The 25418-nt window shown below is 71.4% G+C and carries 22 protein-coding genes and 1 pseudogene; 12 read left to right on the top strand and 11 right to left on the bottom strand.

Annotated elements, in window-relative coordinates; all coding sequences use genetic code 11:
• Positions 1-16: 16 nt before the first annotated feature.
• Positions 17-1156: a C40 family peptidase gene (locus OG927_RS22295; protein ID WP_330320678.1), complete on the top strand. Its 1140-nt coding sequence runs from the start codon at positions 17-19 to the stop codon at positions 1154-1156.
• 76 nt (positions 1157-1232) lie between these two features.
• Here the strand turns inward: OG927_RS22295 and OG927_RS22290 are convergent, their stop codons facing one another.
• From OG927_RS22290 to OG927_RS22270, 5 genes are read right to left on the bottom strand one after another with little or no spacing between them, the layout of a single operon-like run.
• A complete protein-coding gene (locus OG927_RS22290; protein ID WP_056794207.1) occupies positions 1233-2474 on the bottom strand; it encodes a styrene monooxygenase/indole monooxygenase family protein in 1242 nt (413 codons plus the stop codon).
• Between the two features lie 30 nt (positions 2475-2504).
• Complete coding sequence (locus OG927_RS22285) at positions 2505-3155, bottom strand: GTP-binding protein (protein WP_056794206.1); 651 nt, start codon at positions 3153-3155, stop codon at positions 2505-2507.
• Positions 3136-3549, bottom strand: a complete 414-nt coding sequence (locus tag OG927_RS22280) for a DUF742 domain-containing protein (protein WP_330320677.1) — start codon at positions 3547-3549, stop codon at positions 3136-3138. Before OG927_RS22280 ends, OG927_RS22285 begins: the two co-directional genes overlap by 20 nt.
• Positions 3546-4037: a roadblock/LC7 domain-containing protein gene (locus OG927_RS22275; RefSeq protein WP_056794201.1), complete on the bottom strand. Its 492-nt coding sequence runs from the start codon at positions 4035-4037 to the stop codon at positions 3546-3548. The genes OG927_RS22280 and OG927_RS22275 overlap by 4 nt, the downstream gene beginning before the upstream one ends.
• Positions 4034-7120: a sensor histidine kinase gene (locus OG927_RS22270; protein ID WP_330321342.1), complete on the bottom strand. Its 3087-nt coding sequence runs from the start codon at positions 7118-7120 to the stop codon at positions 4034-4036. The genes OG927_RS22275 and OG927_RS22270 overlap by 4 nt, the downstream gene beginning before the upstream one ends.
• A 367-nt stretch (positions 7121-7487) precedes the next feature.
• Here OG927_RS22270 and OG927_RS22265 point away from each other — a divergent pair, with 367 nt between their 5' ends.
• Complete coding sequence (locus OG927_RS22265) at positions 7488-8273, top strand: hypothetical protein (RefSeq protein WP_056794198.1); 786 nt, start codon at positions 7488-7490, stop codon at positions 8271-8273.
• 67 nt (positions 8274-8340) lie between these two features.
• Here the strand turns inward: OG927_RS22265 and OG927_RS22260 are convergent, their stop codons facing one another.
• Positions 8341-8838: a MarR family winged helix-turn-helix transcriptional regulator gene (locus tag OG927_RS22260; RefSeq protein ID WP_330320676.1), complete on the bottom strand. Its 498-nt coding sequence runs from the start codon at positions 8836-8838 to the stop codon at positions 8341-8343.
• A 166-nt stretch (positions 8839-9004) separates the two neighbouring features.
• Between OG927_RS22260 and OG927_RS22255 the strand changes: the two are divergent.
• Together OG927_RS22255 and OG927_RS22250 are read left to right on the top strand one after the other, a co-directional pair.
• Positions 9005-9175, top strand: a pseudogene (locus OG927_RS22255) (lysozyme); the annotation flags it as partial.
• A 139-nt stretch (positions 9176-9314) separates the two neighbouring features.
• Entirely contained in the window at positions 9315-10079 is a 765-nt protein-coding gene (locus tag OG927_RS22250; RefSeq protein ID WP_330320675.1) for a polysaccharide deacetylase family protein, read from the top strand.
• 105 nt (positions 10080-10184) lie between these two features.
• Here the strand turns inward: OG927_RS22250 and lon are convergent, their stop codons facing one another.
• On the bottom strand, positions 10185-12626 hold the full coding sequence (gene lon / locus OG927_RS22245) for an endopeptidase La (RefSeq protein WP_330320674.1): 2442 nt from the start codon (positions 12624-12626) through the stop codon (positions 10185-10187).
• A 128-nt stretch (positions 12627-12754) separates the two neighbouring features.
• On the opposite strand from lon, the gene OG927_RS22240 reads away from it, so the two are divergent.
• The 6 genes from OG927_RS22240 to OG927_RS22215 all read left to right on the top strand — a co-directional run bounded on the left by OG927_RS22240 (position 12755) and on the right by OG927_RS22215 (position 21045).
• Positions 12755-13594: a nucleotidyltransferase family protein gene (locus OG927_RS22240; RefSeq protein WP_124281203.1), complete on the top strand. Its 840-nt coding sequence runs from the start codon at positions 12755-12757 to the stop codon at positions 13592-13594.
• Between the two features lie 98 nt (positions 13595-13692).
• Entirely contained in the window at positions 13693-14373 is a 681-nt protein-coding gene (locus tag OG927_RS22235) for a spermidine synthase family protein (RefSeq protein ID WP_056794188.1), read from the top strand.
• 232 nt (positions 14374-14605) lie between these two features.
• Positions 14606-15343 carry a response regulator transcription factor gene (locus OG927_RS22230; protein WP_056794186.1) on the top strand — a complete coding sequence of 246 codons (738 nt, stop codon included), beginning with the start codon at positions 14606-14608 and terminating at the stop codon, positions 15341-15343.
• Positions 15340-16416 carry a HAMP domain-containing sensor histidine kinase gene (locus OG927_RS22225; RefSeq protein ID WP_330320673.1) on the top strand — a complete coding sequence of 359 codons (1077 nt, stop codon included), beginning with the start codon at positions 15340-15342 and terminating at the stop codon, positions 16414-16416. The genes OG927_RS22230 and OG927_RS22225 overlap by 4 nt, the downstream gene beginning before the upstream one ends.
• A 281-nt stretch (positions 16417-16697) precedes the next feature.
• Complete coding sequence (locus OG927_RS22220; RefSeq protein ID WP_408058083.1) at positions 16698-20549, top strand: multifunctional oxoglutarate decarboxylase/oxoglutarate dehydrogenase thiamine pyrophosphate-binding subunit/dihydrolipoyllysine-residue succinyltransferase subunit; 3852 nt, start codon at positions 16698-16700, stop codon at positions 20547-20549.
• Positions 20550-20862: 313 nt separating this feature from the next.
• Positions 20863-21045 carry a DUF6104 family protein gene (locus OG927_RS22215; RefSeq protein WP_003961784.1) on the top strand — a complete coding sequence of 61 codons (183 nt, stop codon included), beginning with the start codon at positions 20863-20865 and terminating at the stop codon, positions 21043-21045.
• On the opposite strand, the gene OG927_RS22210 is transcribed toward OG927_RS22215, so the two are convergent.
• On the bottom strand, positions 21046-21930 hold the full coding sequence (locus OG927_RS22210; RefSeq protein ID WP_206431742.1) for a hypothetical protein: 885 nt from the start codon (positions 21928-21930) through the stop codon (positions 21046-21048).
• A 157-nt stretch (positions 21931-22087) separates the two neighbouring features.
• On the opposite strand from OG927_RS22210, the gene OG927_RS22205 reads away from it, so the two are divergent.
• Together OG927_RS22205 and OG927_RS22200 are read left to right on the top strand one after the other, a co-directional pair.
• Positions 22088-22945, top strand: a complete 858-nt coding sequence (locus tag OG927_RS22205; RefSeq protein ID WP_056794179.1) for a DUF4097 family beta strand repeat-containing protein — start codon at positions 22088-22090, stop codon at positions 22943-22945.
• A 1-nt stretch (position 22946) separates the two neighbouring features.
• Positions 22947-23930: a PadR family transcriptional regulator gene (locus tag OG927_RS22200; RefSeq protein WP_056794177.1), complete on the top strand. Its 984-nt coding sequence runs from the start codon at positions 22947-22949 to the stop codon at positions 23928-23930.
• A gap of 136 nt (positions 23931-24066) precedes the next feature.
• Here the strand turns inward: OG927_RS22200 and OG927_RS22195 are convergent, their stop codons facing one another.
• The 3 genes from OG927_RS22195 to OG927_RS22185 are packed head-to-tail and all read right to left on the bottom strand — an operon-like array spanning position 24067 to position 25416.
• The gene (locus OG927_RS22195; protein ID WP_330320672.1) at positions 24067-24639 is read right to left on the bottom strand and encodes a Clp protease N-terminal domain-containing protein; all 573 of its coding nucleotides are present in this window, start codon (positions 24637-24639) and stop codon (positions 24067-24069) included.
• Positions 24639-24848 carry a helix-turn-helix domain-containing protein gene (locus tag OG927_RS22190; protein ID WP_056794174.1) on the bottom strand — a complete coding sequence of 70 codons (210 nt, stop codon included), beginning with the start codon at positions 24846-24848 and terminating at the stop codon, positions 24639-24641. Before OG927_RS22190 ends, OG927_RS22195 begins: the two co-directional genes overlap by 1 nt.
• Positions 24849-24879: 31 nt before the next feature.
• Positions 24880-25416, bottom strand: coding sequence for a GNAT family N-acetyltransferase (locus OG927_RS22185; RefSeq protein ID WP_124281668.1), 537 nt, complete (start codon positions 25414-25416; stop codon positions 24880-24882).
• Between the last annotated feature and the right edge of the window lie 2 nt (positions 25417-25418).

Below are 25418 nucleotides of genomic sequence, written 5' to 3'. Positions count from 1 at the left end.
CACCGGAGGTGATGTCGTGTCAGGCAGACTCGCGCGTACCCTCTGCACCGCGGCCCTGGCCGCGGTCGCCGCCGTCTCCCCGGCCACCGCGGAGCCGGCCGCCCCGGACCCCGTTCCCGCCGCCGGTGCCCCGCAGACCATCGCCGGGATGCTGACGCGGCTGCAGACCCTCTACCAGGAGGCCGAGGAGGCCGGCGAGCTCTTCACCGGCGCCGAGGAGGAGCTGAAGAGGCAGACCGCACGGGCTGCGAAGCTCGGCACCGAGCTCACCGCGGCCCGCTCGGCCCTGGACAGCAGCCGCCGGGACGCCGGCCGCCTGGCCCGTGCCCAGTACCAGGGGCACACCGACTTCTCCGTGTACCTGCGGCTCCTGCTCGCGCCCGACCCCCAGCGCGCCCTGGAACAGAGCCATGTGATCGAACGCGCGCAGGCGGGACGGGCTGCGACGGTCGACCGGCTCACCGGCGCCGAGCGGCACGCGGACGCCCTCGCGTCCAGGTCCCGCGCGGTGCTGGCCCGGCAGCGGAAGCTGGCGGCACAGCAGAAGGAGCAGCGGGACACCGCACGGTCCCGGCTCAGGGACGTCGAGGCACTGCTGGCCTCGCTCTCCCCGGAACAGCTGGCGGAACTGTCGGAGCTGGAGCAGCGGAACACCGCCGCGGCCCAGAAGAAACTGGTCGCCTCGGGGGCGCTGAGCTCGACGCGACTCCCGTCCGGGCCCGGCAGCGAAGCGGTCCGGTACGCGATCGGTCAGATCGGCAAGCCGTACGCCTGGGGGGCGGAGGGCCCGGACGCGTACGACTGCTCCGGACTCACCTCCCGGGCCTGGTCGACGGCGGGCCTGACCATTCCGCGCACCTCGCAGGAGCAGTGGGCGCGGTTGCCGAAGGTACCGGTCGCGTCGCTGCGCCCCGGTGACCTGGTGGTCTACTTCCCGAAGGCGACCCATGTGGCGCTGTACATCGGGGACGGCCTGGTGGTGCAGGCGCCCCGGCCCGGAGCCTCCGTGAAGGTCTCGCCCCTGGCGTCGAACCCGCTGCTGGGCGCGGTCCGTCCGGACCCGGACGGTGAGCCGCTGTCCTCCTACACGCTCCCCGAGCTGCCGGAGGGAGCGTCCTTTGGATCGGACACGGGGTACGACGCCCCGCAGACATAGGGCACTCGGCCCCCGGGACCGGGGCGCCGCGCCTTCGTGACGGGCGCGGCGCCCCGGCTGCCGTGGGGTGCGGGTGTCAGGCCTGTGCGCCCGACACCTCGGCCAGGTACGCGTTCGTCTTCTCCGGCTCGAAGAAGAAGTGGTCCAGGTCCGCCGGGTCGTTGAACGCGTTGGCGAACCGGTCGGCGACCGGCGGGAGCTGACCGGCCGCGCCGATCAGGTTGAGCACGTGCTCCGGCGGCGGGGCGAGCATCGCGTTCGTCCACTTCACGGCGTGCCGGGTGTCCTCCCAGTGCCGGTCGAACGTGGCCTGCATCCACTTCTCGTCGAACTCCCGCTCGCCGTGCTCGACGATCGAGTCCAGGTAGGAGTGGGCGCACTTGGAGGCGGTGTTCGAGCCCTGCCCGGTGATCGGGTCGTTGGCGACGACCACGTCCCCGACGCCCAGGACCAGGCCGCCACCGGGCAGCCGGCCGACCGGACGGCGTACGGTCGGGGCGTACCGGCCGGCCAGCGTGGCGTTGGCGTCGGTCAGTTCGACCTTGGTGGCGCGTGCGTACTCCCACGGGGTGAACCGCTCCATGAGCTCCAGTGTCCTGGCCAGGTGCTCCGAGGGGTCCTTGACGCCCTGGAAGGCGTCGAGCGGGCCGCCGGGAACGCCTTCCCAGAACAGGATGTCCGCACGGCCCGACGTCGTCAGGGTCGGCATCACGAAGAGCTCGCCCACACCGGGGACCAGATTGCAGCGGACCGCGTCGAAGTCCGGGTGCTCGGGACGCGGGCCCAGGCCGTGGACGTACGCGACGGCCAGGGCGCGCTGCGGGGCGTCGTACGGCGAACGGGACGCGTCCCGGCCGAACATGGAGACGAGTTCGCCCTTGCCGGCCGACACCATCACCAGGTCGTAGGTGCGGGAGAAGTAGTCCAGGTCGGAGACGGCCGCACCGTGGATGACCAGCTGACCGCCCCGCTGCACGAAGGTCTCCATCCAGCCGGCCATCTTCACACGCTGGTCGACGGACTGCGCGTGACCGTCGAACCTGCCGACCCAGTCGACGGCCCGCGAGGAGTCGGGGGCGGCGACCGAGACGCCGAGGCCCTCGATGCGCGGAGCCTGCGACTCCCAGAAGTTGAGCTGGAGGTCGCGCTCGTGCTGGAGAGCCGTGTGGAACATGCACTGCGTCGACATGACCCGGCCGGACCGGATCTCGTCCGCCGTGCGGTTGGACATGAGGGTGACTTCGTAGCCCTTGGACTGCAGTCCGAGAGCCAGCTGGAGACCGGACTGGCCGGCTCCGACTATGAGCATCTTCCGCATGGCGCTACTCCGTTGTGTGTGCGTGGGCGGTTACGCGGGTGCCACCTCGAGCGCGTGCCCCACCAGGGCGAGCAGCGCCTCGACGACCGTGATCCTCTGACGCGCATCCATGATCACGACAGGTACGTGCGGTGGCACGGTCAGTGCCTCCCTGACGTCCTGCTCCTCGTAACCGGGCGTTCCCTCGAAGTGGTTGACGGCCACGATGTACGGGAGCCCGCAGCTCTCGAAGTAGTCGAGGGCCGGGAAGCAGTCGGCGAGGCGGCGGGTGTCGGCGAGCACGACCGCGCCGATCGCGCCGCGCACCAGGTCGTCCCACATGAACCAGAAGCGCTGCTGACCGGGGGTGCCGAAGACGTACAGGACGAGGTCGTCGTCGAGCGTGAGACGGCCGAAGTCCATCGCGACGGTCGTGGTGACCTTGTCGGGCGTGGCGCTGAGGTCGTCGGTCTCCTCGCTGGCCCGCGTCATCAGCGCTTCGGTCTGCAGCGGGGGTATCTCGGAGACGGCTGTGACGAAGGTCGTCTTGCCGACGCCGAAGCCGCCCGCGACCACGATCTTGGTCGCGGTCGGCGCACGGGTGTGGTCGAGCTGCCAGGGCTGCGCCGGACCCTCGGTCTGGTCCTGCGGCCCCGGCTGACGCGGGGCGAAGAGCGGCGCCTCAGAGACGGCGGAGTCCATTGAGCACCCTTTCGAGCAGTGCGCGGTCGGGCTGGCCGGTGCCGTGACCGCTTCCGTACACGCGGATCTTTCCCTGGTCGGCCAAGTCGCTGAGCAGCACCCTGACGACGCCGAGCGGCATCTTCAGGAGGGCCGAGATCTCGGCGACCGTCCGCATACGGCGGCAGAGTTCGACGATGGCGCGGAGCTCCGGCATGACGCGGGAGGCGAGGTTTCCGTTCGTGAGCTCGCGGCGCTCCTCGGGAGCCTCCAGCGCGGCGACGAACGTCTCGACGAGCAGCACGTGGCCGAAGCGGGTACGGCCGCCGGTGAGGGAGTACGGACGGACCCGTGCGGCCTTGCGGTCGGAACCCCGGACGGGGAGCTTGCGTACGGGTTCAGCAGCAGACGTCACTGGGCGCTCTCCATCGATTTGCGCAGCTCACTGCGGAGTTCGGGGGTGAGTACGTGTCCGGCACGGCCGACGAAGAGCGCCATGTGGTAGGCGATGACGCTCATGTCGCAGTCGGGGGTGGCGTGCACGCCGAGCAGCGAACCGTCGCTGATCGACATGACGAAGACGCTGCCCTCGTCCATCGCGACCATCGTCTGCTTGACGCCGCCGCCGTCCATCAGCTTCGCGGCACCGATCGTGAGGGAGCCGATGCCGGAGACGATGGTGGCGAGGTCGGCGCTGGAGCCCCTGGGGCCCTTCGGGCCGTCATGCTGCCGTCGGCCCTCCGGGGCGAGCGCGAGACCGGGGTCGGAGGAGAGCAGCATCAGGCCGTCGGACGAGACGACGGTCACGGAGTGGACCCCTGGCACCTCCTCCACCAGGTTGCTCAGCAGCCAGTGAAGATTCCGGGCCTCGGTACTCAGTCCCAATGTGCTGGGCGCAGTCAACTGCGTGCCTCCTCGACTGTATCCCCCGTCTCATCGATGCGACCTTCGGTCCGGTCGGTCAGCTCCGTGTTGTCGGTCTCTGGTGCGCCCTCGGCGATCTCGGCCTCGACATCGCGCCGGCCGTCCTCGGCCCCCTGGTGGAAGCCGCCGAGCCTGCGGCGCAGGTCGTCCTTGTCCAGGCCGCCCGTGCGCTCGGCCGCCGGGGCGGCGGCGGGGGAAGCGATGCCGGGGGTGCGCTTGGGCAGCCCCTTGTCGGTGAGGCGCTCCGGCACGGGGGCCGGATCGGGCACCTCCTCGCCCAGGCCCTGCGAAGGGGTGCCGGTCAAGGGCTGCCTGGGCCCGGGCAGCGCGTCGGCGACCGACGAGGGGCCCGGCGCGGCGGGACTCGTGTCGGCGGCACGCTCGTGGCGGTCGGGGCCGATGGCGTACGGGCCCGGCGCGTCCTGCGGCCTCGGCAGCCGCACCTGCATCGTGGTCTCGGCCTCGGACTCGGCGGGGACCGCCGTCGTCCCGGGGGCTGCCGTGTCCGGGGAAGGCGTCCGGGGGGTCGCCGTCACGGGGGCGGCCGCCGCGTGCGTGGCCTCCTCGGCAGCGGACTCCTGCACCGGTCCCTCGACGACGGGCTCGGCCGGCTCCTCCGCGGCAGGTCCCTCGGGGGCGGGCGGGGTGAGCTCTCCCGCGGCAGGCCCTTCGGGGGCCGGCACGGTGGGCTCCTCCGCGGCAGGCCCTTCGAGGGCGGGCGCGGTGGGCTCCTGTGCGGCAGGATCCTCGACGGCGGGCTCGGCGGGCACGGCCTCCGGGGAAGGCGCCGGGTCCGTACCCGATTCCCTGAGCGTCCGTTCGGCGGCCTCGATCAGCGGGTCCGTGCCGTCGGCCGAACGGGCGGGCAGCGCGTTGGAGTTCGCCTCGGCCACCGAACCCGGAAGATTCAGCGTGGGCGCGTCGCCGGGCAGCTGCACGGGCGGCGGGGACGCCGTCGGCGGAGCCTTCGGCAGCAGGGCTCCGGGAAGTACGACCACCGCGGCCACCCCGCTTCCCTTCTGCTCGCGCAACTCCACCCGGATGCCGTGGCGCGCGGCCAGCAGCGAGGTCACCTGAAGTCCCAGTCCTGCCCCGTCCGCGGCCTGTTCACCCGCCTCGAACGATGCCGGGTCCGCCAGCCTGGCATTGAGCTCACCCATCCGGACCGCCGACATGCCGATGCCCTCGTCCTGCACGGAGAGCATCACCTCACCGGTCTCCAGCACCCAGCCGGAGAGCTCGACATGGGAGTCGGGCGGGGAGAAGGACGTCGCGTTCTCCAGGAGTTCGGCGACCAGGTGGCTCAGGTCGTCGGCGGCGAAGCCCGCGATCCGGGCGTGCGGCGGCAGGGACTGGATGGTGACCCGCTCGTACCGTTCGATCTCGCTGACCGCTGCGCGCAGCACGTCGACCAGCGGGATCGGGTCCGGGTGTCCCTGACCGTGCTCGGTTCCCGCCAGGACCAGCATGTTCTCGCTGTGGCGCCGCATGACGGTGGCCATGTGGTCCAGCTTGAAGAGCGTCGCGAGGCGCTCCGGGTCCTGCTCGCGCTCCTCCATGCCCTCGATGACCCCGAGCTGGCGCTCGACGAGACCGAGATTGCGCAGGGAGAGGTTGACGAAGGTGTGGTTGACCGTGTTCCGCAGCTTCCTGAGCTGCTTGGTCAGCTCGACGACCTGGACCTGGAGTTCGTCGCGCTGGAGCGTGAGGGTCTCGCGGTCCGCGACCAGTCCGGACCGCTCGGTCCGCAGGCCCTCGGAGCGGCCGGTGACGTCCTGCTGCAGCGCGTGCAGCTTGCCGTGCACGGCGTTGATCGACCGTACGACCTGGGCGAACTCGTCGTTGCGCCCGGTGTAGCGGACCGGTTCGGCGGTCTCCGGTTCGGCGGCGATCCGGCCGGCACCGATCCGCAGGACGGCGAGCGGCTGGGTGAGCGTGCGGGCGACGGCGGTGGAGACGCCGACGGCGATCAGCAGACAGCCCCCGAGCAGCGCGAGCCGGAGCTCCAGCGCGGTGACGTCGTCGTCGCGCAACTGCTCCAAGCGCTTGACCTGGGCGGTGCCCAGAGCGGACTCGACGCTGCGCATCCGGTCGATACGGGCGGAGAGTGCCGCGCTCACCTTCCCGGCGTCCACGGCACGGTCCGTGTCGGAGAGCTCGGGGCGGTCGGTGAGCCGGGTGAGGTACTTCTCCGCGCTGTTGATCTCGGGGCCGGTGACCGTGGAGGCGAGCTTGTCGCGGGCGGCGGGCGCGGCGGCCTGGTCGAATTCGGCGAGGGACGCGAGCTCCTGCACGCGCGTCTGCTGGGCGGCGGCGCTCAGCTCGTCACGGTTGCGGTCGTCCTCGCTGCCGCCCTCGTCCTGGTTCTGGACGGGCAGACCGGTGAACGGGTCGATCTGCGGCTCGGCCTGCTGCGTGCCGGGCACGGCGAGCGCGGCCAGGAGCAGGCCCCTGGTGGCGGACGCCTGCTCGACGGCGCCACCGAGGGCGAGCGGTGCGCGGGTGGCCTCAGCGGCCCGCGGCGGTGTCTTCTCGGCCAGCTCGTCGGCGAGGTCGTGGAGCTTGGCGATGACCTCTGAGTACGCCTGGTGGGCCTCCATCGCCGTGCCCTCGCCGGTGAGGGCGGTGCGGCGCAGCGCAGGGATGGTGGAGAGGTCGCGGCGCAGCGCGGCGGGAGCGGCCTCCCGGATCTCGTCCACCTGCTGGTCCACACGGGCCGCGGGATCGCCTTCGCCGTCCTTGCCGCCCTTGTCGTCGTCGTCACGGCCGGCCGCGATGTGCGCCGTGACCCTGTCGCGCTCGTCCGCGAGGGAGTGCGCGAGCGTGATCGCCTGCTGGTTCAGCTCGGCGAGCGTGACCAGCCGCTGGGACTCGTTGAGGTCGGAGGACGCGCCGAGGGCCGCCGGGGCTCCCGCGGCGACGACGGTGATGCCGACGACGGCGACACCGGCGACGAGCCGGCTGCGCACCCGTACGGTCCGCTTTCCGGCACCCGCTGCCGGAGGCATGGCCCCGGACTCCTCACGCGTGCTGTCCTTGCTCCGAGGCCGCTTCTTCTGCACCGGTGCTCGCAATCTTGACTCGTCCACCCATGAAGCAGAGGTGACGCACGGTCATGTGAAAGGGCGCCCCCGACCCCCCTGGTATGGCTTCCGACCATTCCAGCGCTTTTGAGAGGGGGGCGCGCATCAACCGCTCCGCCACTCGAAGGAGTGAACATCACTCCGGAGTTGGCGAACAAGTCTCCCCACGGGCGCCCCCTGGCATGCCTGGACCGCCGGGTGGAAGTTCGGCCCAGGCTTTGGCAAGATGCCCGCCCGCATATGCACGGAGCCCCACCCTCCCTACCCGTGGACCCTGCTGACCTGCTGGTTCGAGCCAACGGCCGGATCATGGAGGGTCCGTGAAGCCATCGTGCAGACTGACCGGATGCGCATCGAACTCGCCACTGAGCCGGGCACCCCTCAACGCCCCAACGAGGACTGGGCATCGACTGCGGCCCCGGCCGCCGGCCAGGGCGGTGTCCTCGCCCTGCTCGACGGTGTCACGCCGCCGGCAGGCGATGACGGGTGTGTGCACTCGGTCCCCTGGTTCACCGCGCGACTGGGCGGATCACTGATCGAACTGTCCGCTTCGCGACGGGATCTGACTCTGACGGAGGTCCTCGCGGAGTCCATCGGGCGCACCGCCGCCGCCCACCGTTCGGTGTGTGACCTTTCTCACGTGCGAACGCCCCAGGCGACAGTGGTCCTGGCACGGTGGGACGAACGGGTGGTCGAGCACCTGGTGCTCTCCGACTCGGTCCTGCTGCTCGAGGCCCCCGACGGAGCGGTCCTGCCGGTGGTCGACGACCGTCTCGACCGGCTTCCGCCCGGCTCCCTCGCCTCCGAGGCCGTCGCGGACGCCCGCGCGCGGAACAAGGAGGGCGGTTTCTTCACGGCCGCCGCCGACCCCCTGGTCGTCTCACGCGCGGTGACGGGCGAAACTCCGCGTGCGGACGTCCGGGCGCTCGCGGCGCTGACCGACGGTGCGTCCCGCTGGACGGAGACGTTCGGGGAGGGCGACTGGACGGCCACCCTGGGGCTGCTGCGCAAGGCGGGGCCACAGGGGCTGATCGACCGCGTCCGGGAGCTGGAGCGGGCCGACACGGACCGCAGGTACCTGCGCCGCGGAAAGACGCACGACGACGCGACAGCGGTCCTCGTCGAGCTCTGACCCGGTCCGACCGGAGGCCGTCGGGCCCCGCTGCCACCGGCCTCCGGCCGCCCCGCGCAGCCGGCCGTCAGCCCTCGGCGCGTTCGTTCAGGTGGTGCAGCAGTCTCGCCAGCTCGGCGACCTCGGCCCGGTCCCAGTCCGCCAGTTTGCGGGCATAGCGTCCGCGGCGGGCGTCACGCACACTGCGGAAGCGCACGAGGCCTTCGCCGGTCAGGTGGACCAGTGAGGCGCGGCCGTCCGCCGGATCGTCCTCGCGCGCCACCAGGCCGAGGACCTCCAGGGCCCGCAGCTGACGGCTCATGGTCGCCTTGCCGACACCGAAGTAGGCGGCGAGATCCGTGGCACGCTGCCGCCCGGCCGACTCCAGCCGGACGAGAAGGCCGTAGGCCGCGGACTCCAGGTCCGGGTGGACCTCACGCGCCATCTCACCGGAGTTGGCACGCGCCCGGCGCAGGAAGACCGCCAATTCCCGCTCCAGCGCGAGGAACTCGTGGTCCACACCGCTCCCGGCCGCCGCACCGGGCCCACTCCCGATTCCGCTCCCGTGCACGTCAGCACTCCTCATACGCTTTCCTGCCGATGAAAGTCTCTTTCAACTCCGGCCATCACCGCAGCTCCGCCAGTATTTCGCAGGATCAGACCTCCGGCAGGTGCCGGGCCCCTTCCGGAGCAGGGGTTTACGCGCGTGGCGTCGCTGACACCACGGACGCCGTGGCACGGACGTCGAAAAACCCCTCCGGGTGGCGCGCTACAGCAGCACGGTCGGCGAACTCCCGGCCGGCTGGGACCGCCGTGCGATGTGCCAGTACACGTCGTCCGGCCCGACGGCCGGCGACCACAACCACATCAACGACGCCCTCGACCGCGCGCAGGCGCTCGCGAACGGCTTATCCCCCCTGTGACGACCGGCCCCCGGAGGCGAGCCCCGCGCCCGGCGGAGCTCCGCCCCGACCCCGCTATGCACTGAGCGTATACGCGCTATGTATAGTCACACCGTTCCGCACCGCCGGTGTGCGGCCCGGCCCTGGGGAGTGACCTGCTGTGCATGGAAAGACGACGTCGTCCGGTGCGGGGTTGGCCGCCGCTCTTGTGACCGTGCTCACTCTGACGCTGAGCGGCTGCTCCACGGAGACCACGGCCCCCGCGACGGCCCGCGGCGGCGCCGCCGCCGACGCCAAGGGATCGTTCGGCCCGGTCGACTGCCGGAAGGCGAAGTGCATCGCGCTGACCTTCGACGCCGGCCCGGCCGAGGACACCCCGCGCCTCCTGGACGTCCTCAAGGAGAAGAAGGTGCCGGCCACCTTCTTCCTGCTGGGCAAGAACCATGTCCTGAAGCACCCGGACACGGTGCGCCGGATCGCTGCCGAGGGGCACGAGGTCGCCAACCACACCTGGACACACGGCATCCTGACGGACAAGGAGCCCGACGAGATACGCGCCGAGCTGGAGCGGACCCAGCTCGCCATCGAGGAGATCACGGGGAAGAGGCCCCGGCTGATGCGCCCGCCGCAGGGCCGTACCGACGACACCGTCTCCACGATCAGCAAGGAGCTCGGGCTGGCGCAGATCCTGTGGAGCGCGACCGCCAAGGACTACTCGACCAACGATTCCGCGCTGATAAGAAAGCGGATCCTGGACCAGGCGGGCAAGGACGGGATCATCCTGCTGCACGACATCTACAAGGGCACGGTCCCCGCCGTACCGGGCATCATCGACACCCTCAAGGAGCGCGGCTACACCTTCGTGACCGTGCCTCAGCTGATGGCCCCCGCCGAGCCGGAGCCGGGGACCGTCTACCGCCCGTGACCCGCTCCGCACGGGTACGCGGAACGGCCCACCCCTCCCGCGAGGGAGGGACGGGCCGTCCGTACCGGCCGTGTCCGTGGTGCCGCGCCCGTCACTGCGTGGCGCCTACGCCGCGGCCGGGATCCTGTCCCCGGTCCTGGCCGTGGCCGTGGCCGGAGCGAGGGCGATCTCGAGGACCTGGCGGACATCGGTCACCGGGTGGACCTCCAGGGTGTCGAGAACCTCGGCCGGGACGTCGTCCAGGTCGGCCTCGTTCCTCTTGGGGATCACCACGGTGGTGATGCCGGCCCGGTGCGCGGCCAGCAGCTTCTGCTTGAGACCGCCGATCGGCAGCACACGTCCGGTCAGCGACACCTCACCCGTCATCGCCACGTCCGTGCGGACGAGCCGCCCGGAGAGCAGCGAGGCCAGTGCCGTCGTCATCGTGATGCCCGCACTCGGACCGTCCTTGGGGACGGCGCCCGCCGGGAAGTGGATGTGCGCGCCGCGGTCCTTCAGGTCCGCGACCGGCAGCTCCAGCTCCGCCCCGTGCGACCGCAGGAAGCTCAGCGCGATCTGCGCGGACTCCTTCATCACGTCGCCGAGCTGGCCGGTGAGGGTCAGTCCGGACGCCCCGGTCTCCGGGTCTGCCAGCGACGCCTCGACGAACAGCACGTCGCCGCCCGCCCCGGTCACCGCGAGGCCGGTGGCCACGCCGGGCACCGCGGTACGGCGCTCGGCCGGTTCCTGGGCGGACTCGGGAACGTGGTGGGGCCGCCCGATGAGGCCCCGCAGGTCCTCGTCGGTCACCGTGAACGGGAGCTCGCGGTCGCCCAGTTCGTGCTGGGCCGCGACCTTGCGGAGCAGCCGGGCGACGGCCCGCTCCAGGTTCCGTACGCCGGCCTCCCTCGTGTACTCACCGGCGAGCTTGCGCAGCGCGGACTCGTCGAGGCCGACCTCGTCGCCCTCCAGGCCGGCCCGCTCCAGCTGGCGCGGGAGCAGGTGGTCGCGGGCGATGACGACCTTCTCGTCCTCGGTGTAGCCGTCCAGCCGGACCAGCTCCATGCGGTCGAGCAGTGCCTCCGGGATGGCTTCGAGGACGTTGGCGGTGGCCAGGAACACCACGTCGCTGAGGTCGAGTTCCACCTCCAGGTAGTGGTCGCGGAAGGTGTGGTTCTGCGCCGGGTCGAGCACTTCGAGCAGAGCGGCGGCCGGGTCGCCCCGGAAGTCCGAGCCGACCTTGTCGATCTCGTCGAGCAGGACCACCGGGTTCATCGAACCGGCCTCCTTGATGGCGCGGACGATGCGTCCGGGGAGCGCGCCGACGTACGTACGCCGGTGGCCGCGGATCTCCGCCTCGTCGCGGACACCGCCGAGCGCCACGCGGACGAACTTGCGGCCCATGGCGTGCGCGACGGACTCGCCGAGCGAGGTCTTGCCCACGCCGGGCGGCCCGACCAGGGCCAGCACGGCACCGCCGCGCCGGCCTCCGACCACACCCAGTCCGCGGTCGGCACGCCGCTTGCGCACCGCGAGGTACTCGGTGATGCGCTCCTTCACGTCGTGCAGGCCGGCGTGCTCGGCGTCGAGGATCTCCCGGGCGCCCCTGATGTCGTACGCGTCCTCGGTCCGCTCGGTCCACGGCAGTTCCAGGACGGTGTCCAGCCAGGTGCGGATCCACGAGCCCTCGGGGCTCTGATCCGACGCGCGCTCGAGCTTCTCGACCTCCTTGAGGGCGGCCTCGCGGACGCTCTCCGGAAGATCGGCGGCCTCGACGCGTGCCCGGTAGTCGTCGGACTCGTCGCCGGAACCGGCTTCCCCGTTGAGTTCGGAGAGCTCCTTGCGTACGGCGTCGAGCTGGCGCCGCAGCAGGAATTCGCGCTGCTGCTTGTCGACGCCCTCCTGGACGTCCTTGGCGATGGACTCGGCGACGTCCTGCTCCGCGAGGTGTTCGCCGAGCCACTGGATGGCGAGCTTCAGACGGGCGACCGCGTCCACGGTCTCCAGCAGCTGCACCTTCTGCGCGGTGGTGAGGAAGGGCGAGTATCCGGAGTTGTCCGCCAGCGCGGAGATGTCATCGATCTGCTGCACCCGGTCCACGACCTGCCAGGCGCCCCGCTTCTTCAGCCAGCTGGTGGCGAGCGCCTTGTACTCCTTGGCGAGCTCGGCGGCGGAGCCCGGCAGGGGGTCCGGGACGGACACGTCGATCCTGGTGCCCTCGACCCACAGCGCGTTCCCGGGGCCACTGGTGCCGGCCCCGATGCGCACCCGGTCGCGGGCCCGGATGAGGGCGCCCGGGTCCCCGTCCGAGAGCCGGCCGACCTGTTCGACGGTCCCCAGGACACCCGTCCCCGTGTAGTTGCCGTCGATGCGCGGCACGAGCAGCACCTCGGGCTTGCCGCCGCCCTGTCGCGCGACGGCCTGTGCCGCCTCGACGGCGGCGCGCACCTCGGCATCCGACAGGTCGAGCGGCACCACCATTCCGGGCAGCACGACCTCGTCGTCGAGGGGCAGCACGGGCAGGTCGACCGGCGTGAAGGCCTCGGACGCATGGGACTCGGCAGTCATGATCTCCCCTTCGGCAGGTAAGTTGAGCTATACGGACTCAATGCCAGGGAGCCGCCGGATGTTCCCCCCGTCGCGTTCGCTCTGAGCGATCACCCACTTCGAGGGGCAGCGCCTGCGAGAATCCGCAGATGAACGAAGCGACTGCGTGCGAAGACACGGACAAGGGCCTCGCGCCGGACGGGACGATCCTCCGCGAAGGCGCCCTCGACCGCGTGCCCGGGCCGTTCGTCCCGGTGGTCGAGGCGGCCCGCGACCGCATCGTCGGTACGTTCGGCGCGACCCGGCTGCACAGCGCCTACCTCTACGGCAGCATTCCGCGGGGCACGGCCATTCCCGGTGTCTCCGACCTCGATCTCCTCGTCGCCCTGCACGACGCCCCCACCGGCGCGGAACGGACGGTGGGCGAGGAGGCGGGGGCCGCCCTGGACGCCGCCTTCCCGGTGATCGACGGGGTCGGCCTGCTCCTCGACTCCGCCGGCGCCCTGCTCGGCGAGGTGGAGCGCCACGACGGAGGATTCTTCGTCGCCTGCCTCTGCACCCCGCTGATCGGCCCGGACCTCGCCGCGCAGCTGCCGCGCTACCGGCCCACCTCACTGCTCGCCCGCGAGACGAACGGCGACCTGGCACTCGCGCTCCCCCGGTGGCGCACCATGGCCGCCGAGGCCGTCACGGACGAGGCACGCCTGCGGCTGAGCCGCGGCGTCGCCCGCCGTCTCGTCCGGACGGCGTTCACGCTGGTCATGCCCCGCTGGGGCGGCTGGACGAGCGATCTGCGCCGGTCCGCCGAGCTGTTCGCACGGTTCTGTCCGGACCACCCGGAACGCGCGGCGCAGGTCCGGGCCGCCGCCGGGACAGCACGCACCCCTTCGCCGGATCCGGCTGTACTGGCGATGCTCATCGAGAGCCTGGGGCCCTGGCTGGCGGCCGAGTACACCGCGGTCCACGGGGTGAAGGCACCCCGCCCCTGAGGGTGAGTCTGCGGGAATCCACTGGTCCCGGCGGGCCGGCTGCGGGAAGGATGGGCCGGATCAGGAGCGCCGCCGCCCGGAGACCGGAGACCTCGCCCATGCCCAGCGCAGAAGCCCGCCCCGTGGTACTCGACCGGCGCGAGGGGCCGTTCGGCGAGGTCGTCCTCCGTGAACGCGGCGACGACTTCGAGATCATCGCCAACGGCTGCTTCCTCATGGACACCTCGGACGGCCGCTCCGAGCGGCTGCTGATCGACGCGGCGCTCGCCGCACTGCCGGCCGGCCGACGGGATCCCGCCCTGCTCATCGGAGGTCTCGGCGTCGGATTCTCACTCGTCCGCGCCGCCGCGGACCCGCGCTGGGGACGGATCGCCGTCGTCGAGCGCGAGCCGGCCGTCGTGGACTGGCACCTGGAGGGGCCGCTCGGCAGGATCTCCGCCGCGGCCCTCGCCGATCCGCGGACCGCGATCCTGCGGGAGGACCTCGTCGAGCACCTCCGGACGACCACGGAGCGTTACGACGCCCTGTGCCTGGACATCGACAACGGGCCCGACTGGACCGTCACCGAGGACAACGAAGGGCTGTACTCACCCGCCGGTCTGGCGGCCTGCCGGGCCCGGCTGACGCCCGGCGGGGTCCTCGCCGTGTGGTCCGCGCAGCCGTCCGCGGCCTTCGGCGAGGCACTGCGGAATGCCGGATTCCGCGCGGTACGGGCCGAAGAAGTAGCGGTTGCCCGAGGTGTGCCGGACGTGGTCCATCTCGCACTGCGGGGCCGTTGAACCCCCACCCGGTATGCACGGCCCCGGCGGGCCACGGGCCAAGTGGCACAAGGCCGACGATCCGCCTCCTCCGCGGGGGTAACACCTTCACGTCGGACAACACCCTGCGTAGCCGGGAGCCGTCTTCTGCCTCTACGCTGCTGACCGGCACAAGGGATCACCGACGACATCCACAAGCGATAACCGTGCCTCCGGGGGAATGGCCCCCGCGAGAACGGGCAGGGGCGGGGCGATGGAACAGACACACACCACCCACAACGGCGTCGCGGCCACCCCAGGGGCTCAGCGCCGGGTTCTGGTGGTCGAGGACGACCCGACGATCGTCGACGCCATCTCCGCCCGGCTGCGGGCCGAGGGCTTCCTGGTGCAGACCGCACTGGACGGGCCGGCGGCCGTGGACGCGGCCGAGGCCTGGCAGCCCGACCTGATGGTGCTCGACATCATGCTTCCGGGCTTCGACGGCCTGGAGGTCTGCCGCCGCGTGCAGGCCCAGCGCCCCGTGCCGGTGCTGATGCTCACCGCGCGCGACGACGAGACCGACATGCTGGTCGGGCTCGGGGTCGGCGCCGACGACTACATGACCAAGCCGTTCTCCATGCGCGAGCTGGCGGCACGGGTGCACGTCCTGCTGCGCCGGGTGGAGCGGGCCGCGCTGGCCGCCGTGACCCCGCGGAGCGGCATCCTGCGTCTCGGCGAGCTGGAGATCGACCACGCGCAGCGCCGTGTCCGGGTGCGCGCCGACGACGTCCACCTGACGCCGACCGAGTTCGACCTGCTGGTCTGCCTGGCCAACACGCCCCGGGCGGTGCTCTCCCGGGAGCAGTTGCTGGCCGAGGTCTGGGACTGGGCGGACGCCTCCGGGACCCGCACGGTCGACAGCCACATCAAGGCCCTGCGCCGGAAGATCGGCGCGGAGCGGATCCGCACCGTCCACGGAGTCGGTTACGCCCTGGAGACCCCCGCGCCATGACGCGGCCCGGCTCCGGACTGCGGCCGTTCTCGATCAAGGCCAAGCTGGGCACGCTCGTCGTCGTCTCCGTGTTCATCACGACCGGACTGCTGATCGTGGCCCTGCGGACCAGGACCGAATTCCGGTTCATCACGGTCTTCTCCGTGATCGCCACGCTGCTGATCACGCAGTTCGTGGCGCACGGGCTGACCGCACCGCTGGACGAGATGCGGGCCGTGGCCCGGTCCATCTCGCACGGCGACTACACCGGACGGGTGAGCGGCGCCGGCCGGCGCGACGAGCTCGGCGACCTCGCGCAGACGATCAACCGCATGGCGGACGACCTGGAGGCGGAGGACCGGCACCGCAAGGAGCTGGTGGCCAACGTCTCCCACGAGTTGCGCACGCCCATCGCCGCACTCAGAGCCGTTCTGGAGAACGTGGTGGACGGGGTGTCCGCCGCCGATCCCGAGACCATGCGCACCGCGCTGAAGCAGACCGAACGCCTGGGCCGGCTGGTGGAGACCCTGCTGGACCTCTCCCGGCTGGACAACGGGGTGGTGACGCTGAAGGCGCGGCGCTTCGAGGTGTGGCCCTATCTCTCCGGCGTGCTCAAGGAGGCCAATCTCGCGGCCTCGCGCCGGCAGCTCTCGTCCGGCTCCGGGAACCACTCCCGTACGGACGTCCATCTGCACCTCGACGTGTCGCCGCCCGAACTGACGGCGCACGCGGACGCGGAACGACTGCACCAGGTGGTCGCCAACCTCATCGACAACGCGGTCAAACACAGTCCCCCGCACGGCCGCGTCACGGTGCTGGCGCGACGGGGCGCCCAGCCCGAATCGCTCGAGCTGGAGATCATCGACGAGGGTCCCGGAATCCCGGAGGCGGAGCGCCACCGGGTCTTCGAGCGCTTCAACCGCGGTCAGATCCCGTCTCCGCACGGCCCCGGGAGCGACGGGGGTACGGGACTGGGGCTGGCCATCGCCCGCTGGGCGGTGGACATGCACGGCGGCCACATCGGCGTGGCCGAATCGGTCCGTGGCTGCCGGATCCGGGTCACTCTTCCGGGCACTCCCGGCTTCCGGGGTTGACCCGAGGTCCACCCCGGAGCGTCACACTGCGCGTGCGGAAGGTCACATTCTACGTCGCGACCGGGAACGCGATACGGTCCAGGTGGGCCGCAACACCGGCCCTGCGTACCCGAAGTGCAGCGGAACCCCGCTTGTTTCCCGCCATTTCATGCGCCGAAACCCGGTTTCCGATGTGATGTGCACGACGAAGACCGGCCCGGCCTGCACGTTACGGCTGGGGAGGCGTAGCCTTGATTTCCGCTGTCCATCACCTTGTGAAGCGGAAGAGGGCGGTTCACGCCGTGTCGTCTCAGTCCCCCAGTAACTCGAGCATCTCGACCGATCAAGAAGCTGGTTCCGGGTCCAACCCCGCAGCCGCTTTCGGCCCCAACGAGTGGCTTGTCGACGAGATCTACCAGCAGTACCTCCAGGACCCCAATTCGGTCGATCGCGCCTGGTGGGACTTCTTCGCCGACTACAAGCCGGGTACGTCCGGCACGGCGGACAAGCCCGTCCCCACAGATGCGGGAGCGGTGACCCCGGCCCCGGCCGCCGCCGCTCCGAGCACGGTCAACAACTCCGCACCGGCCCAGGCCACCGCGCCGGCACCGGCGGCGGCGCCCGCGGCTGCCGCTCCGGCGAAGGCCGCGGCTCCCGCCCAGGCCGCACCCGCCGCTCCGGCGAAGGCGGCGGCGGCTCCGGCCGCACCCGCCAAGGCCGCCCCGGCAGCCGCCAAGGCCCCGGCTCCGGCAGCCGCCAAGGCCCCGGCTCCGGCCGAAGCCCCGGCGGGTCCGGAGTACGTGACGCTGCGCGGCCCTTCGGCCGCTGTCGCGAAGAACATGAACGCCTCGCTGGAGCTGCCGACGGCCACGTCCGTCCGTGCCGTCCCGGTGAAGCTGCTCTTCGACAACCGCATCGTCATCAACAACCACCTGAAGCGCGCCCGCGGCGGGAAGATCTCCTTCACGCACCTCATCGGGTACGCGATGGTGCAGGCCCTCAAGGCCATGCCGTCGATGAACTACTCCTTCACGGTCAAGGACGGCAAGCCGACCCTGGTCAAGCCGGAGCACATCAACCTCGGCCTGGCCATCGACCTGGTGAAGCCGAACGGCGACCGCCAGCTGGTCGTCGCGGCCATCAAGAAGGCCGAGACGCTCAACTTCTTCGAGTTCTGGCAGGCGTACGAGGACATCGTCCGACGTGCCCGCGTCGGCAAGCTCGGCATGGACGACTTCTCCGGAGTCACCGCCTCGCTGACCAACCCCGGCGGCATCGGCACCGTCCACTCGGTGCCCCGCCTGATGCCCGGACAGGGCCTCATCATGGGCGTCGGCGCGATGGACTACCCGGCCGAGTTCCAGGGGACCTCGCAGGACACCCTGAACAAGCTGGGCATCTCGAAGGTCATGACGCTGACCTCGACGTACGACCACCGGGTCATCCAGGGTGCCGCGTCCGGCGAGTTCCTGCGTGTCCTGGCCCAGCTCCTGCTCGGCGAGAACGAGTTCTACGACGAGATCTTCAAGGCGCTGCGCATCCCTTACGAGCCGGTCCGCTGGCTCAAGGACATCGACGCCTCGCACGACGACGACGTCACCAAGGCCGCACGGGTCTTCGAGCTGATCCACTCCTACCGGGTCCGCGGCCACGTCATGGCCGACACCGACCCGCTGGAGTACCGCCAGCGCAAGCACCCCGACCTGGACATCACCGAGCACGGCCTCACCCTGTGGGACCTGGAACGCGACTTCGCGGTCGGCGGTTTCGCCGGCAAGACGATGATGAAGCTCCGCGACATCCTCGGCGTCCTGCGTGAGTCGTACTGCCGCACCACCGGCATCGAGTTCATGCACATCCAGGAGCCGAAGGAGCGCAAGTGGCTCCAGGACCGGGTGGAGCGTCCGCGTCCGGCCCCGGAGCGCGAGGAGCAGCTGCGGATCCTGCGCCGCCTCAACGCCGCCGAAGCGTTCGAGACGTTCCTGCAGACCAAGTACGTCGGCCAGAAGCGGTTCTCGCTGGAGGGCGGCGAGTCCGTCATCCCGCTGCTCGACGCGGTCATCGACTCCGCCGCCGAGGCCCGCCTCGACGAGGTCGTCATCGGTATGGCCCACCGCGGCCGGCTGAACGTCCTGGCGAACATCGTCGGCAAGTCCTACGCGCAGATCTTCCGGGAGTTCGAGGGCAATCTCGACCCGCGGTCGATGCACGGTTCCGGCGACGTCAAGTACCACCTGGGCGCCGAGGGCACCTTCACCGGTCTGGACGGCGAGCAGATCAAGGTCTCGCTGGCCGCCAACCCCTCGCACCTGGAGGCGGTCGACCCGGTCCTCGAGGGCATCGCCCGCGCCAAGCAGGACATCATCAACAAGGGCGGCACGGACTTCACGGTCCTGCCCGTCGCGCTCCACGGCGACGCGGCCTTCGCCGGCCAGGGCGTCGTCGCCGAGACGCTCAACATGTCGCAGCTGCGCGGCTACCGCACCGGCGGCACCGTGCACGTGGTGATCAACAACCAGGTCGGCTTCACCGCCGCCCCGGAGTCCTCGCGCTCCTCGATGTACGCCACGGACGTGGCACGCATGATCGAGGCGCCGATCATCCACGTCAACGGTGACGACCCGGAGGCCGTGGTCCGCGTCGCGCGGCTCGCCTTCGAGTACCGGCAGACGTTCAACAAGGACGTCGTGATCGACCTCATCTGCTACCGCCGCCGCGGTCACAACGAGGGCGACAACCCGGAGTTCACCAACCCGCAGATGTACACGCTGATCGACAAGAAGCGCTCGGTGCGCAAGCTCTACACCGAGTCCCTCATCGGTCGCGGCGACATCACGCTGGAAGAGGCCGAGCAGGCGCTCCAGGACTTCCAGGGACAGCTGGAGAAGGTCTTCGCGGAGGTCCGCGAGGCCACCTCTGCGCCGGCCCAGCCGCATGTCCCGGACGTCCAGGCCGAGTTCCCGGTGGCGGTGGGCACAGCGGTCTCCTCGGAGGTCGTGAAGCTGATCGCCGAGTCCCAGGTGAACATCCCGGACGAGATCACCGTCCACCCGCGTCTGATGCCGCAGATGCAGCGTCGTGCCGCGTCGGTGGAGAACGGCACGATCGACTGGGGCATGGGCGAGACCCTGGCCATCGGTTCGCTGCTGATGGAGGGCACCCCGGTCCGGCTCGCCGGACAGGACACCCGCCGCGGCACGTTCGGCCAGCGCCACGCCGTTCTCGTCGACCAGAAGACCGGCGAGGACTACACCCCGCTGCTCTACCTCTCCGACGACCAGGCCCGTTACAACGTCTACGACTCGCTGCTCAGCGAGTACGCGGCGATGGGCTTCGAGTACGGCTACTCGCTGGCCCGTCCGGAGTCGCTGGTCATCTGGGAGGCCCAGTTCGGTGACTTCGTCAACGGCGCGCAGACCGTCGTCGACGAGTTCATCTCCTCCGCCGAGCAGAAGTGGGGTCAGACGTCCGGCGTCACCCTGCTGCTTCCGCACGGCTACGAGGGCCAGGGGCCGGACCACTCGTCCGCCCGTCCGGAGCGTTTCCTGCAGATGTGCGCGCAGGACAACATGACGGTCGCGATGCCCACCCTCCCGTCCAACTACTTCCACCTCCTGCGGTGGCAGGTGCACAACCCGCACCACAAGCCGCTGATCGTCTTCACGCCGAAGTCGATGCTGCGCCTCAAGGCGGCGGCCTCGAAGGTGGAGGAGTTCACCACCGGCGGCTTCCGTCCGGTCATCGGCGACGAGTCGGTCAGCGCCGAGGCGGTCCGCAAGGTCGTCTTCTGCGCGGGCAAGCTCTACTACGACCTGGACGCCGAGCGCGAGAAGCGCGGTGACACGGAGACGGCGATCATCCGTCTGGAGCGTCTGTACCCGCTGCCGGGCGCGGAGATCCAGGCCGAGATCGCCAAGTACCCGAACGCCGAGAAGTACCTCTGGGCCCAGGAGGAGCCGGCCAACCAGGGTGCGTGGCCGTTCATCGCGCTCAACCTGATCGACCACCTGGACCTCGCCGTCGGCGCCGACGTGCCGCACGGTGAGCGCCTGCGCCGCATCTCGCGACGCCACGGCTCGTCCCCGGCGGTCGGCTCGGCCAAGCGTCACCAGGCCGAGCAGGCGCAGCTGGTCACCGAGGTCTTCGAGGCCTGATCAGCCGTTGTACGCACCGGAGGGCCCGGTCCCGCGAGTCAAATCTCGCGGGACCGGGCCCTCCGGCGTCGCGGGGCGTCTCCCCCGTCATGCGCGGGCGGATCATCCGCCGCCCGAAGCCCCGGAACGGCCTGTCGCGCCTGTCGCGCCTGTGCGGAAGCGATGTACAGGCGACGGTGGAGGCTGATGAAGCCCGACACCGCATGCGCGCCCGGTTTCCGGTGGCCCGCTCCGGAGGCCACGGACGAACGCCCCGGCGCACGGCATACCCTGGCGGGAGCAACCGACGTCCCCACCCGGAGCGAGCACAGGCATGTATTTCACGGACCGTGGTATCGAGGAACTGGAGAAGCGGCGCGGCGAGGAGGAGGTCACCTTCGAGTGGCTCGCCGAGCAGCTGCGTACGTTCGTCGACCTCAACCCCGACTTCGAGGTACCGGTCGAGCGGCTGGCGACCTGGCTTGCCCGGCTGGACGACGAGGACGAGGACGAGTAGTCACCGCCCGCCCCCCGCGTCACCCGCTTCGTGCCTGAACCGGTTGTACGCGAACCCCAGGGCACCCTGCGCCAGCAGGACCAGCCCCGCCGCGATCCAGCCCCCGCTGCGCCTGCGGGCACCCCACAGGGCGAGCGGCAGCCCGGCGGCGACCTGTACGGCTGCGACCGCCCGGGCCCGCGGGCCGATGATCCAGGGGCCGAGGCTGCCGCTCTCCACGGCATCGAGCTCCACCCGTACGGCGTCGCGCCAGCCGGCCCACTCGATCACCTCCGCTTCCCGGTGCGCCCCGGCGGCCGCGCGGAGCCGGTCGGCCGGTTCGCCCGGGGTGAGGCCGGGCGGCATGGACACCCCGGCCCGTGTGAGGACGGCGAGCAGACCGCGCAGCCGCGCGTCGGCGTCCGCTTCCGGGTCCTGCTGGGTGAGGGCCTCCAGTGCCTGGAGGTCGAGGACCGGGTCGAGGCCCAGCCGGGCGGCGAACGTACGCATGGCCTCGTCCTCGCCCGCCGGGGTGCCGTCCGCCAGCCAGATGTAGCCGACCGGGCGGCGGAAGCCCGCGGCGAGGGTGAAGCCGGACCGCTCGCCGTCCCACCAGAGCGCGAGCACCGGCCAGGTGGACCCCACCGCGAGCGCGGTGGCCCAGCCGCCGAGGACCCGGTCGACGGGCTCGGCGCCCGTGTGGCCCGGCCCGCCGCTGCCGTGGCCCGCACCGCCGTTGCCGTCGTGGCCGTCATGACGCCAGGGCTTCCGATCGGGGACGAGGGCACTCCAGCCGTCCCCGGCCGGGGTCAGCAGCATGCGCTCCTGCAGTAGACGGGCCACGGGCCGTACGGTCTCGGGGTCGGCCCGGCACAGCAGCAGAGCACCCACGGATGCAGCGGTCATGCTGCACACGCTAGGGCAATTCATCACCGTATGACCGCCTCCCACCACTTACACCCCCTCCCAGATTCCCCTTGACTTCCCCAATCCGCGATATATCGTGTTCTTACGAGACGCGATATATTGCGTCGTGCCCATGCTGTCGCGGAGGTCAGATCGCATGTCCGAGTCCACATGGACCGTCGCCGAGCCCCGGAAGCTCACCTTCGATGCACCCGTGACATCGCTCAACGTGCGCATCGTCAACGGCACGGTCAACGTCGTCGGTACCGATGAGGCGAGCGCCCGGCTGGAGGTCTCCGACGTCACGGGCCCGCCGCTGATCGTGACCCAGCGGGACGGCACCCTCACCGTCGCCTACGAGGATCTCCCCTGGAACGGTTTCCTCACCTGGCTCGACCGCAAGAGTGCACGCCGGAGCGCGGTCGTCTCGCTCTCCGTGCCCGCCGGTTCCGCGGTGGAGGTCGGCGTGATCGGCGCCGGCGCCGTCGTCTCGGGGATCCAGGGGCGGACGGAACTGCGCGGCATCACGGGTGACACCACTCTGGTGGGGCTCTCGGGCGTGGTCCGCGCGGAGACCGTCGCAGGAAGCCTGGAGGCCCAGGCCGTCACCGGCGCCCTCCACTTCCAGTCGGTCTCGGGCGACCTGACGGTCGTCGAGGGTGCGGGCACGTCGGTGCGCGCGGAGTCCGTCAGCGGCCACATGGTGCTGGACCTCGACACCTCTCCCAAGCCGACCGACATCCGGCTGACGACGGTCTCCGGCGAGATCGCCATCCGGCTGCCGCACCCTGCCGACGCGAAGGTCGAGGCGAACACCGCGAGTGGCGCCGTCTCCAACGCCTTCGAGGATCTGCGTGTCGGCGGCCAGTGGGGCGCGAAGAAGATCACGGGCACGCTCGGCGCGGGCACGGGGAAGCTGAGGGCGACGACCGTCTCCGGCTCGATCGCGCTCCTGCGCCGGCCACCGGCCGAGGATGCCCCGCACGCCGCCGAGCCGACCGGAAAGGTGCTCTGACATGCCTCCCGTATTCGCCCATGGACGCCTCCGCCTGTACCTCCTCAAGCTGCTGGACGAGGCCCCGCGCCACGGCTACGAGGTGATCCGGCTCCTGGAGGAACGCTTCCAGGGCCTCTACGCGCCCTCGGCCGGCACCGTCTACCCCCGCCTGGCCAAGCTGGAGGCCGAAGGCCTGGTCACCCACGCCACCGAGGGCGGCCGCAAGGTCTACTCGATCACCGACGCCGGCCGGGCCGAGCTGGCGGGCAGGAGTGGTGAGCTCGCCGATCTGGAGCTGGAGATCCGCGAGTCGGTCTCGGAGCTGGCCGCCGAGATCCGCGACGACGTACGCGGCGCTGCGGGCAAGCTGCGCAGCGACATGCGGGCCGCGGCCTCCGAGTCCCGTCACGACGGGAGCAGCGGGAAGAGCGGCTGGGAGTCCCCCCTGGGGGACGGCGACGCGTGGCGTACGGCGAAGGAGGAGCTCCGCAAGGCCCAGCAGGAGTGGAAGGAACAGGCCCGCCGGGCGAAGGACGAGTCCCGCCGTGCCCGCGAGGACGCGGAGCAGGCCCGTCGTCAGGCCCGGGAAGCCCACGAGAAGGCGCGCGAGCAGATGCAGAACGCCGCCCGTCAGGTCCAGGAGCATTTCGCTCGGGGTGACTGGCCCACGGGCGTGCGGGAAGGGCTGGCCGAGATCACGGGCCAGCTCGGCGGCTTCGCCAGGACCGGTAGCTGGCCCACCTACACCAGGCCGGACCCAGCCGCTCCGGACGTCGAGTGGGCCGCCGACACAGCAGCCACGGGCGACCCGGCCCGCGATCTCGACCGCTTGCTGGACCGCTTCCGCGACGACGTGCGGGACGCGGCCCGGGACCGCGGTGTCACCGAGACCCAGCTGAAGGAGGCCCGGCAGCACCTGGCCGCGGCCGCGGTCCGGATGGACAGGCTGCTGCGGGGCGCCGACGACGCGGCGGAGGGCAGCACGCCACCGAAGAAGCCCTGATGCCGTGCGGCCCGTGCGGTCCCGGCCCACCGGACCGCGCGGGCTGCGGCAACGAAGGCCGCGCGGCCCGTCGGGCCGGGGGCCGGTTCCGCCCGGTCCGGGGCGGAACCGGCCCCCGGCCCGACGGGCCTGACGATCAGCTCGCCCTGGCCTGGCCTTCTTCACCGGCTCCGTACAGCGCCCGCTCCACGGTCGCGTACGTCGCGCCGTGGTCCGCGAGCACATCGGCGACCACACCCGGACAGGCGGTCAGGGCCAGCAGCACATGCTCCTCACCGATGAAACGGTCACCGCGCCCCAGTGCGACGCGCAGGGACTTCTCCAGGATGCCCTTCGCTCCGGCCGTGAACGGACGGTGCGCCGACCACCACCGGCGGCTCCTGCGGTCACCTGCCAGTGCTCCCTCACCGTGCGCGCCCTCGACCTTGGCGACGATCTCGGTGACGTCGATGCCGATGCCGGCCAGCGCCTCCGCGTCCGCCTTGGTAAGCCCTCCGCGGCGCCGGGCTTCGGCGAACGCCGACTCCATCGAGGCGCGGCGGTCGGTGAGACCCAGGGCGACGACCGCGAAGGAGGACCGACCGCCCTTCTGGTCCAGGAGAGAGAGCAGCAGATGCTCCTCGGTCACCGAGTCCGCCCCCGCCCGCTCGGCGTGGGTCACCGCGCCGGTCACGGCAGCCCGGGCGCCCTTCGTGAATCGCTCGAACATCAATGCCTCCCGTACTTCTTGTGCACGGCCTGCCGGCTGACACCCAGCTCGGCAGCGATCTCCTGCCAGGACCATCCCTGGGCGCGGGCGCTCCTGACCTGTACGGCTTCGAGTTGTTCCAGCAGCCGCCGCAGCGCGGCAACGGCCCGCAGCCCGACACGCGGGTCACGGTCACCGGCACGTGCGGCAAGATCCGTCGCTTCGGTCATGGTGTCAATCTACGTTGACACTCGACACGCGTCAACCGATGTTGACAGGATCGGTGGCCAGACGGGCATGGCGCTCGACGTCGTACCGCACCTCCCCGTAACGGAGCTTCGCCCGCTCGATGCCCTCCACGGCGAACCCGGCCCGTCGGGCGACCGCGCAGGACGCCGGATTGTTCGTCCGATGTCCCAGCTCCAGCCGGTACAGCCCCAGATCGTCGAAGGCCCAGCGGGACAGTGCCCGTACCGCCGCAGCCGCGACGCCCGTGCCGCGCGCCGCCTCGACGGTCCAGTACGAGATCCAGCCGGTGTCGTGGACGTGGTTCACCGCGGTGACGGCCACGCAGCCGAGCACCGCACCTTCCCGGACGACGGCCCGCGCGTGCCCGGTGCCGGCCGTTCGCGCGCTCTCCCGTTCGGCGATCCACTCCAGCGCCTCGGCCCGGTTCGTGACCGGGCGCCCCGCCTGGCGTGCCATCTCGGCCGACGCGAAGGCGCGGAGCACCGCGGGGGCGTCGGACGGCCGCCAGGGACGCAGCGTCAGTCCTTCCGGTGTCCGCAGGTCCGGCACCG

This window comes from Streptomyces clavifer, assembly GCF_036345975.1.
Lineage (GTDB): Bacteria > Actinomycetota > Actinomycetes > Streptomycetales > Streptomycetaceae > Streptomyces > Streptomyces clavifer.
Note: the sequence above shows the minus strand (reverse complement) of the source record. Positions and strands in the feature narration are given on the sequence as shown.

Bases quoted from the DNA above. Each gene is read 5' to 3' on its own strand.
- OG927_RS22235 (WP_056794188.1), top strand. From the start codon at position 13,693: ATGCCCAGCGCAGAAGCCCGCCCCGTGGTACTCGACCGGCGCGAGGGG.
- lon (WP_330320674.1), bottom strand. From the start codon at position 12,626: ATGACTGCCGAGTCCCATGCGTCCGAGGCCTTCACGCCGGTCGACCTG.
- OG927_RS22240 (WP_124281203.1), top strand. From the start codon at position 12,755: ATGAACGAAGCGACTGCGTGCGAAGACACGGACAAGGGCCTCGCGCCG.
- OG927_RS22230 (WP_056794186.1), top strand. From the start codon at position 14,606: ATGGAACAGACACACACCACCCACAACGGCGTCGCGGCCACCCCAGGG.
- OG927_RS22200 (WP_056794177.1), top strand. From the start codon at position 22,947: ATGCCTCCCGTATTCGCCCATGGACGCCTCCGCCTGTACCTCCTCAAG.
- OG927_RS22265 (WP_056794198.1), top strand. From the start codon at position 7,488: ATGCGCATCGAACTCGCCACTGAGCCGGGCACCCCTCAACGCCCCAAC.
- OG927_RS22215 (WP_003961784.1), top strand. From the start codon at position 20,863: ATGTATTTCACGGACCGTGGTATCGAGGAACTGGAGAAGCGGCGCGGC.
- OG927_RS22285 (WP_056794206.1), bottom strand. From the start codon at position 3,155: ATGGACTCCGCCGTCTCTGAGGCGCCGCTCTTCGCCCCGCGTCAGCCG.
- OG927_RS22225 (WP_330320673.1), top strand. From the start codon at position 15,340: ATGACGCGGCCCGGCTCCGGACTGCGGCCGTTCTCGATCAAGGCCAAG.
- OG927_RS22210 (WP_206431742.1), bottom strand. From the start codon at position 21,930: ATGACCGCTGCATCCGTGGGTGCTCTGCTGCTGTGCCGGGCCGACCCC.
- OG927_RS22205 (WP_056794179.1), top strand. From the start codon at position 22,088: ATGTCCGAGTCCACATGGACCGTCGCCGAGCCCCGGAAGCTCACCTTC.
- OG927_RS22260 (WP_330320676.1), bottom strand. From the start codon at position 8,838: ATGAGGAGTGCTGACGTGCACGGGAGCGGAATCGGGAGTGGGCCCGGT.
- OG927_RS22190 (WP_056794174.1), bottom strand. From the start codon at position 24,848: ATGACCGAAGCGACGGATCTTGCCGCACGTGCCGGTGACCGTGACCCG.
- OG927_RS22195 (WP_330320672.1), bottom strand. From the start codon at position 24,639: ATGTTCGAGCGATTCACGAAGGGCGCCCGGGCTGCCGTGACCGGCGCG.
- OG927_RS22290 (WP_056794207.1), bottom strand. From the start codon at position 2,474: ATGCGGAAGATGCTCATAGTCGGAGCCGGCCAGTCCGGTCTCCAGCTG.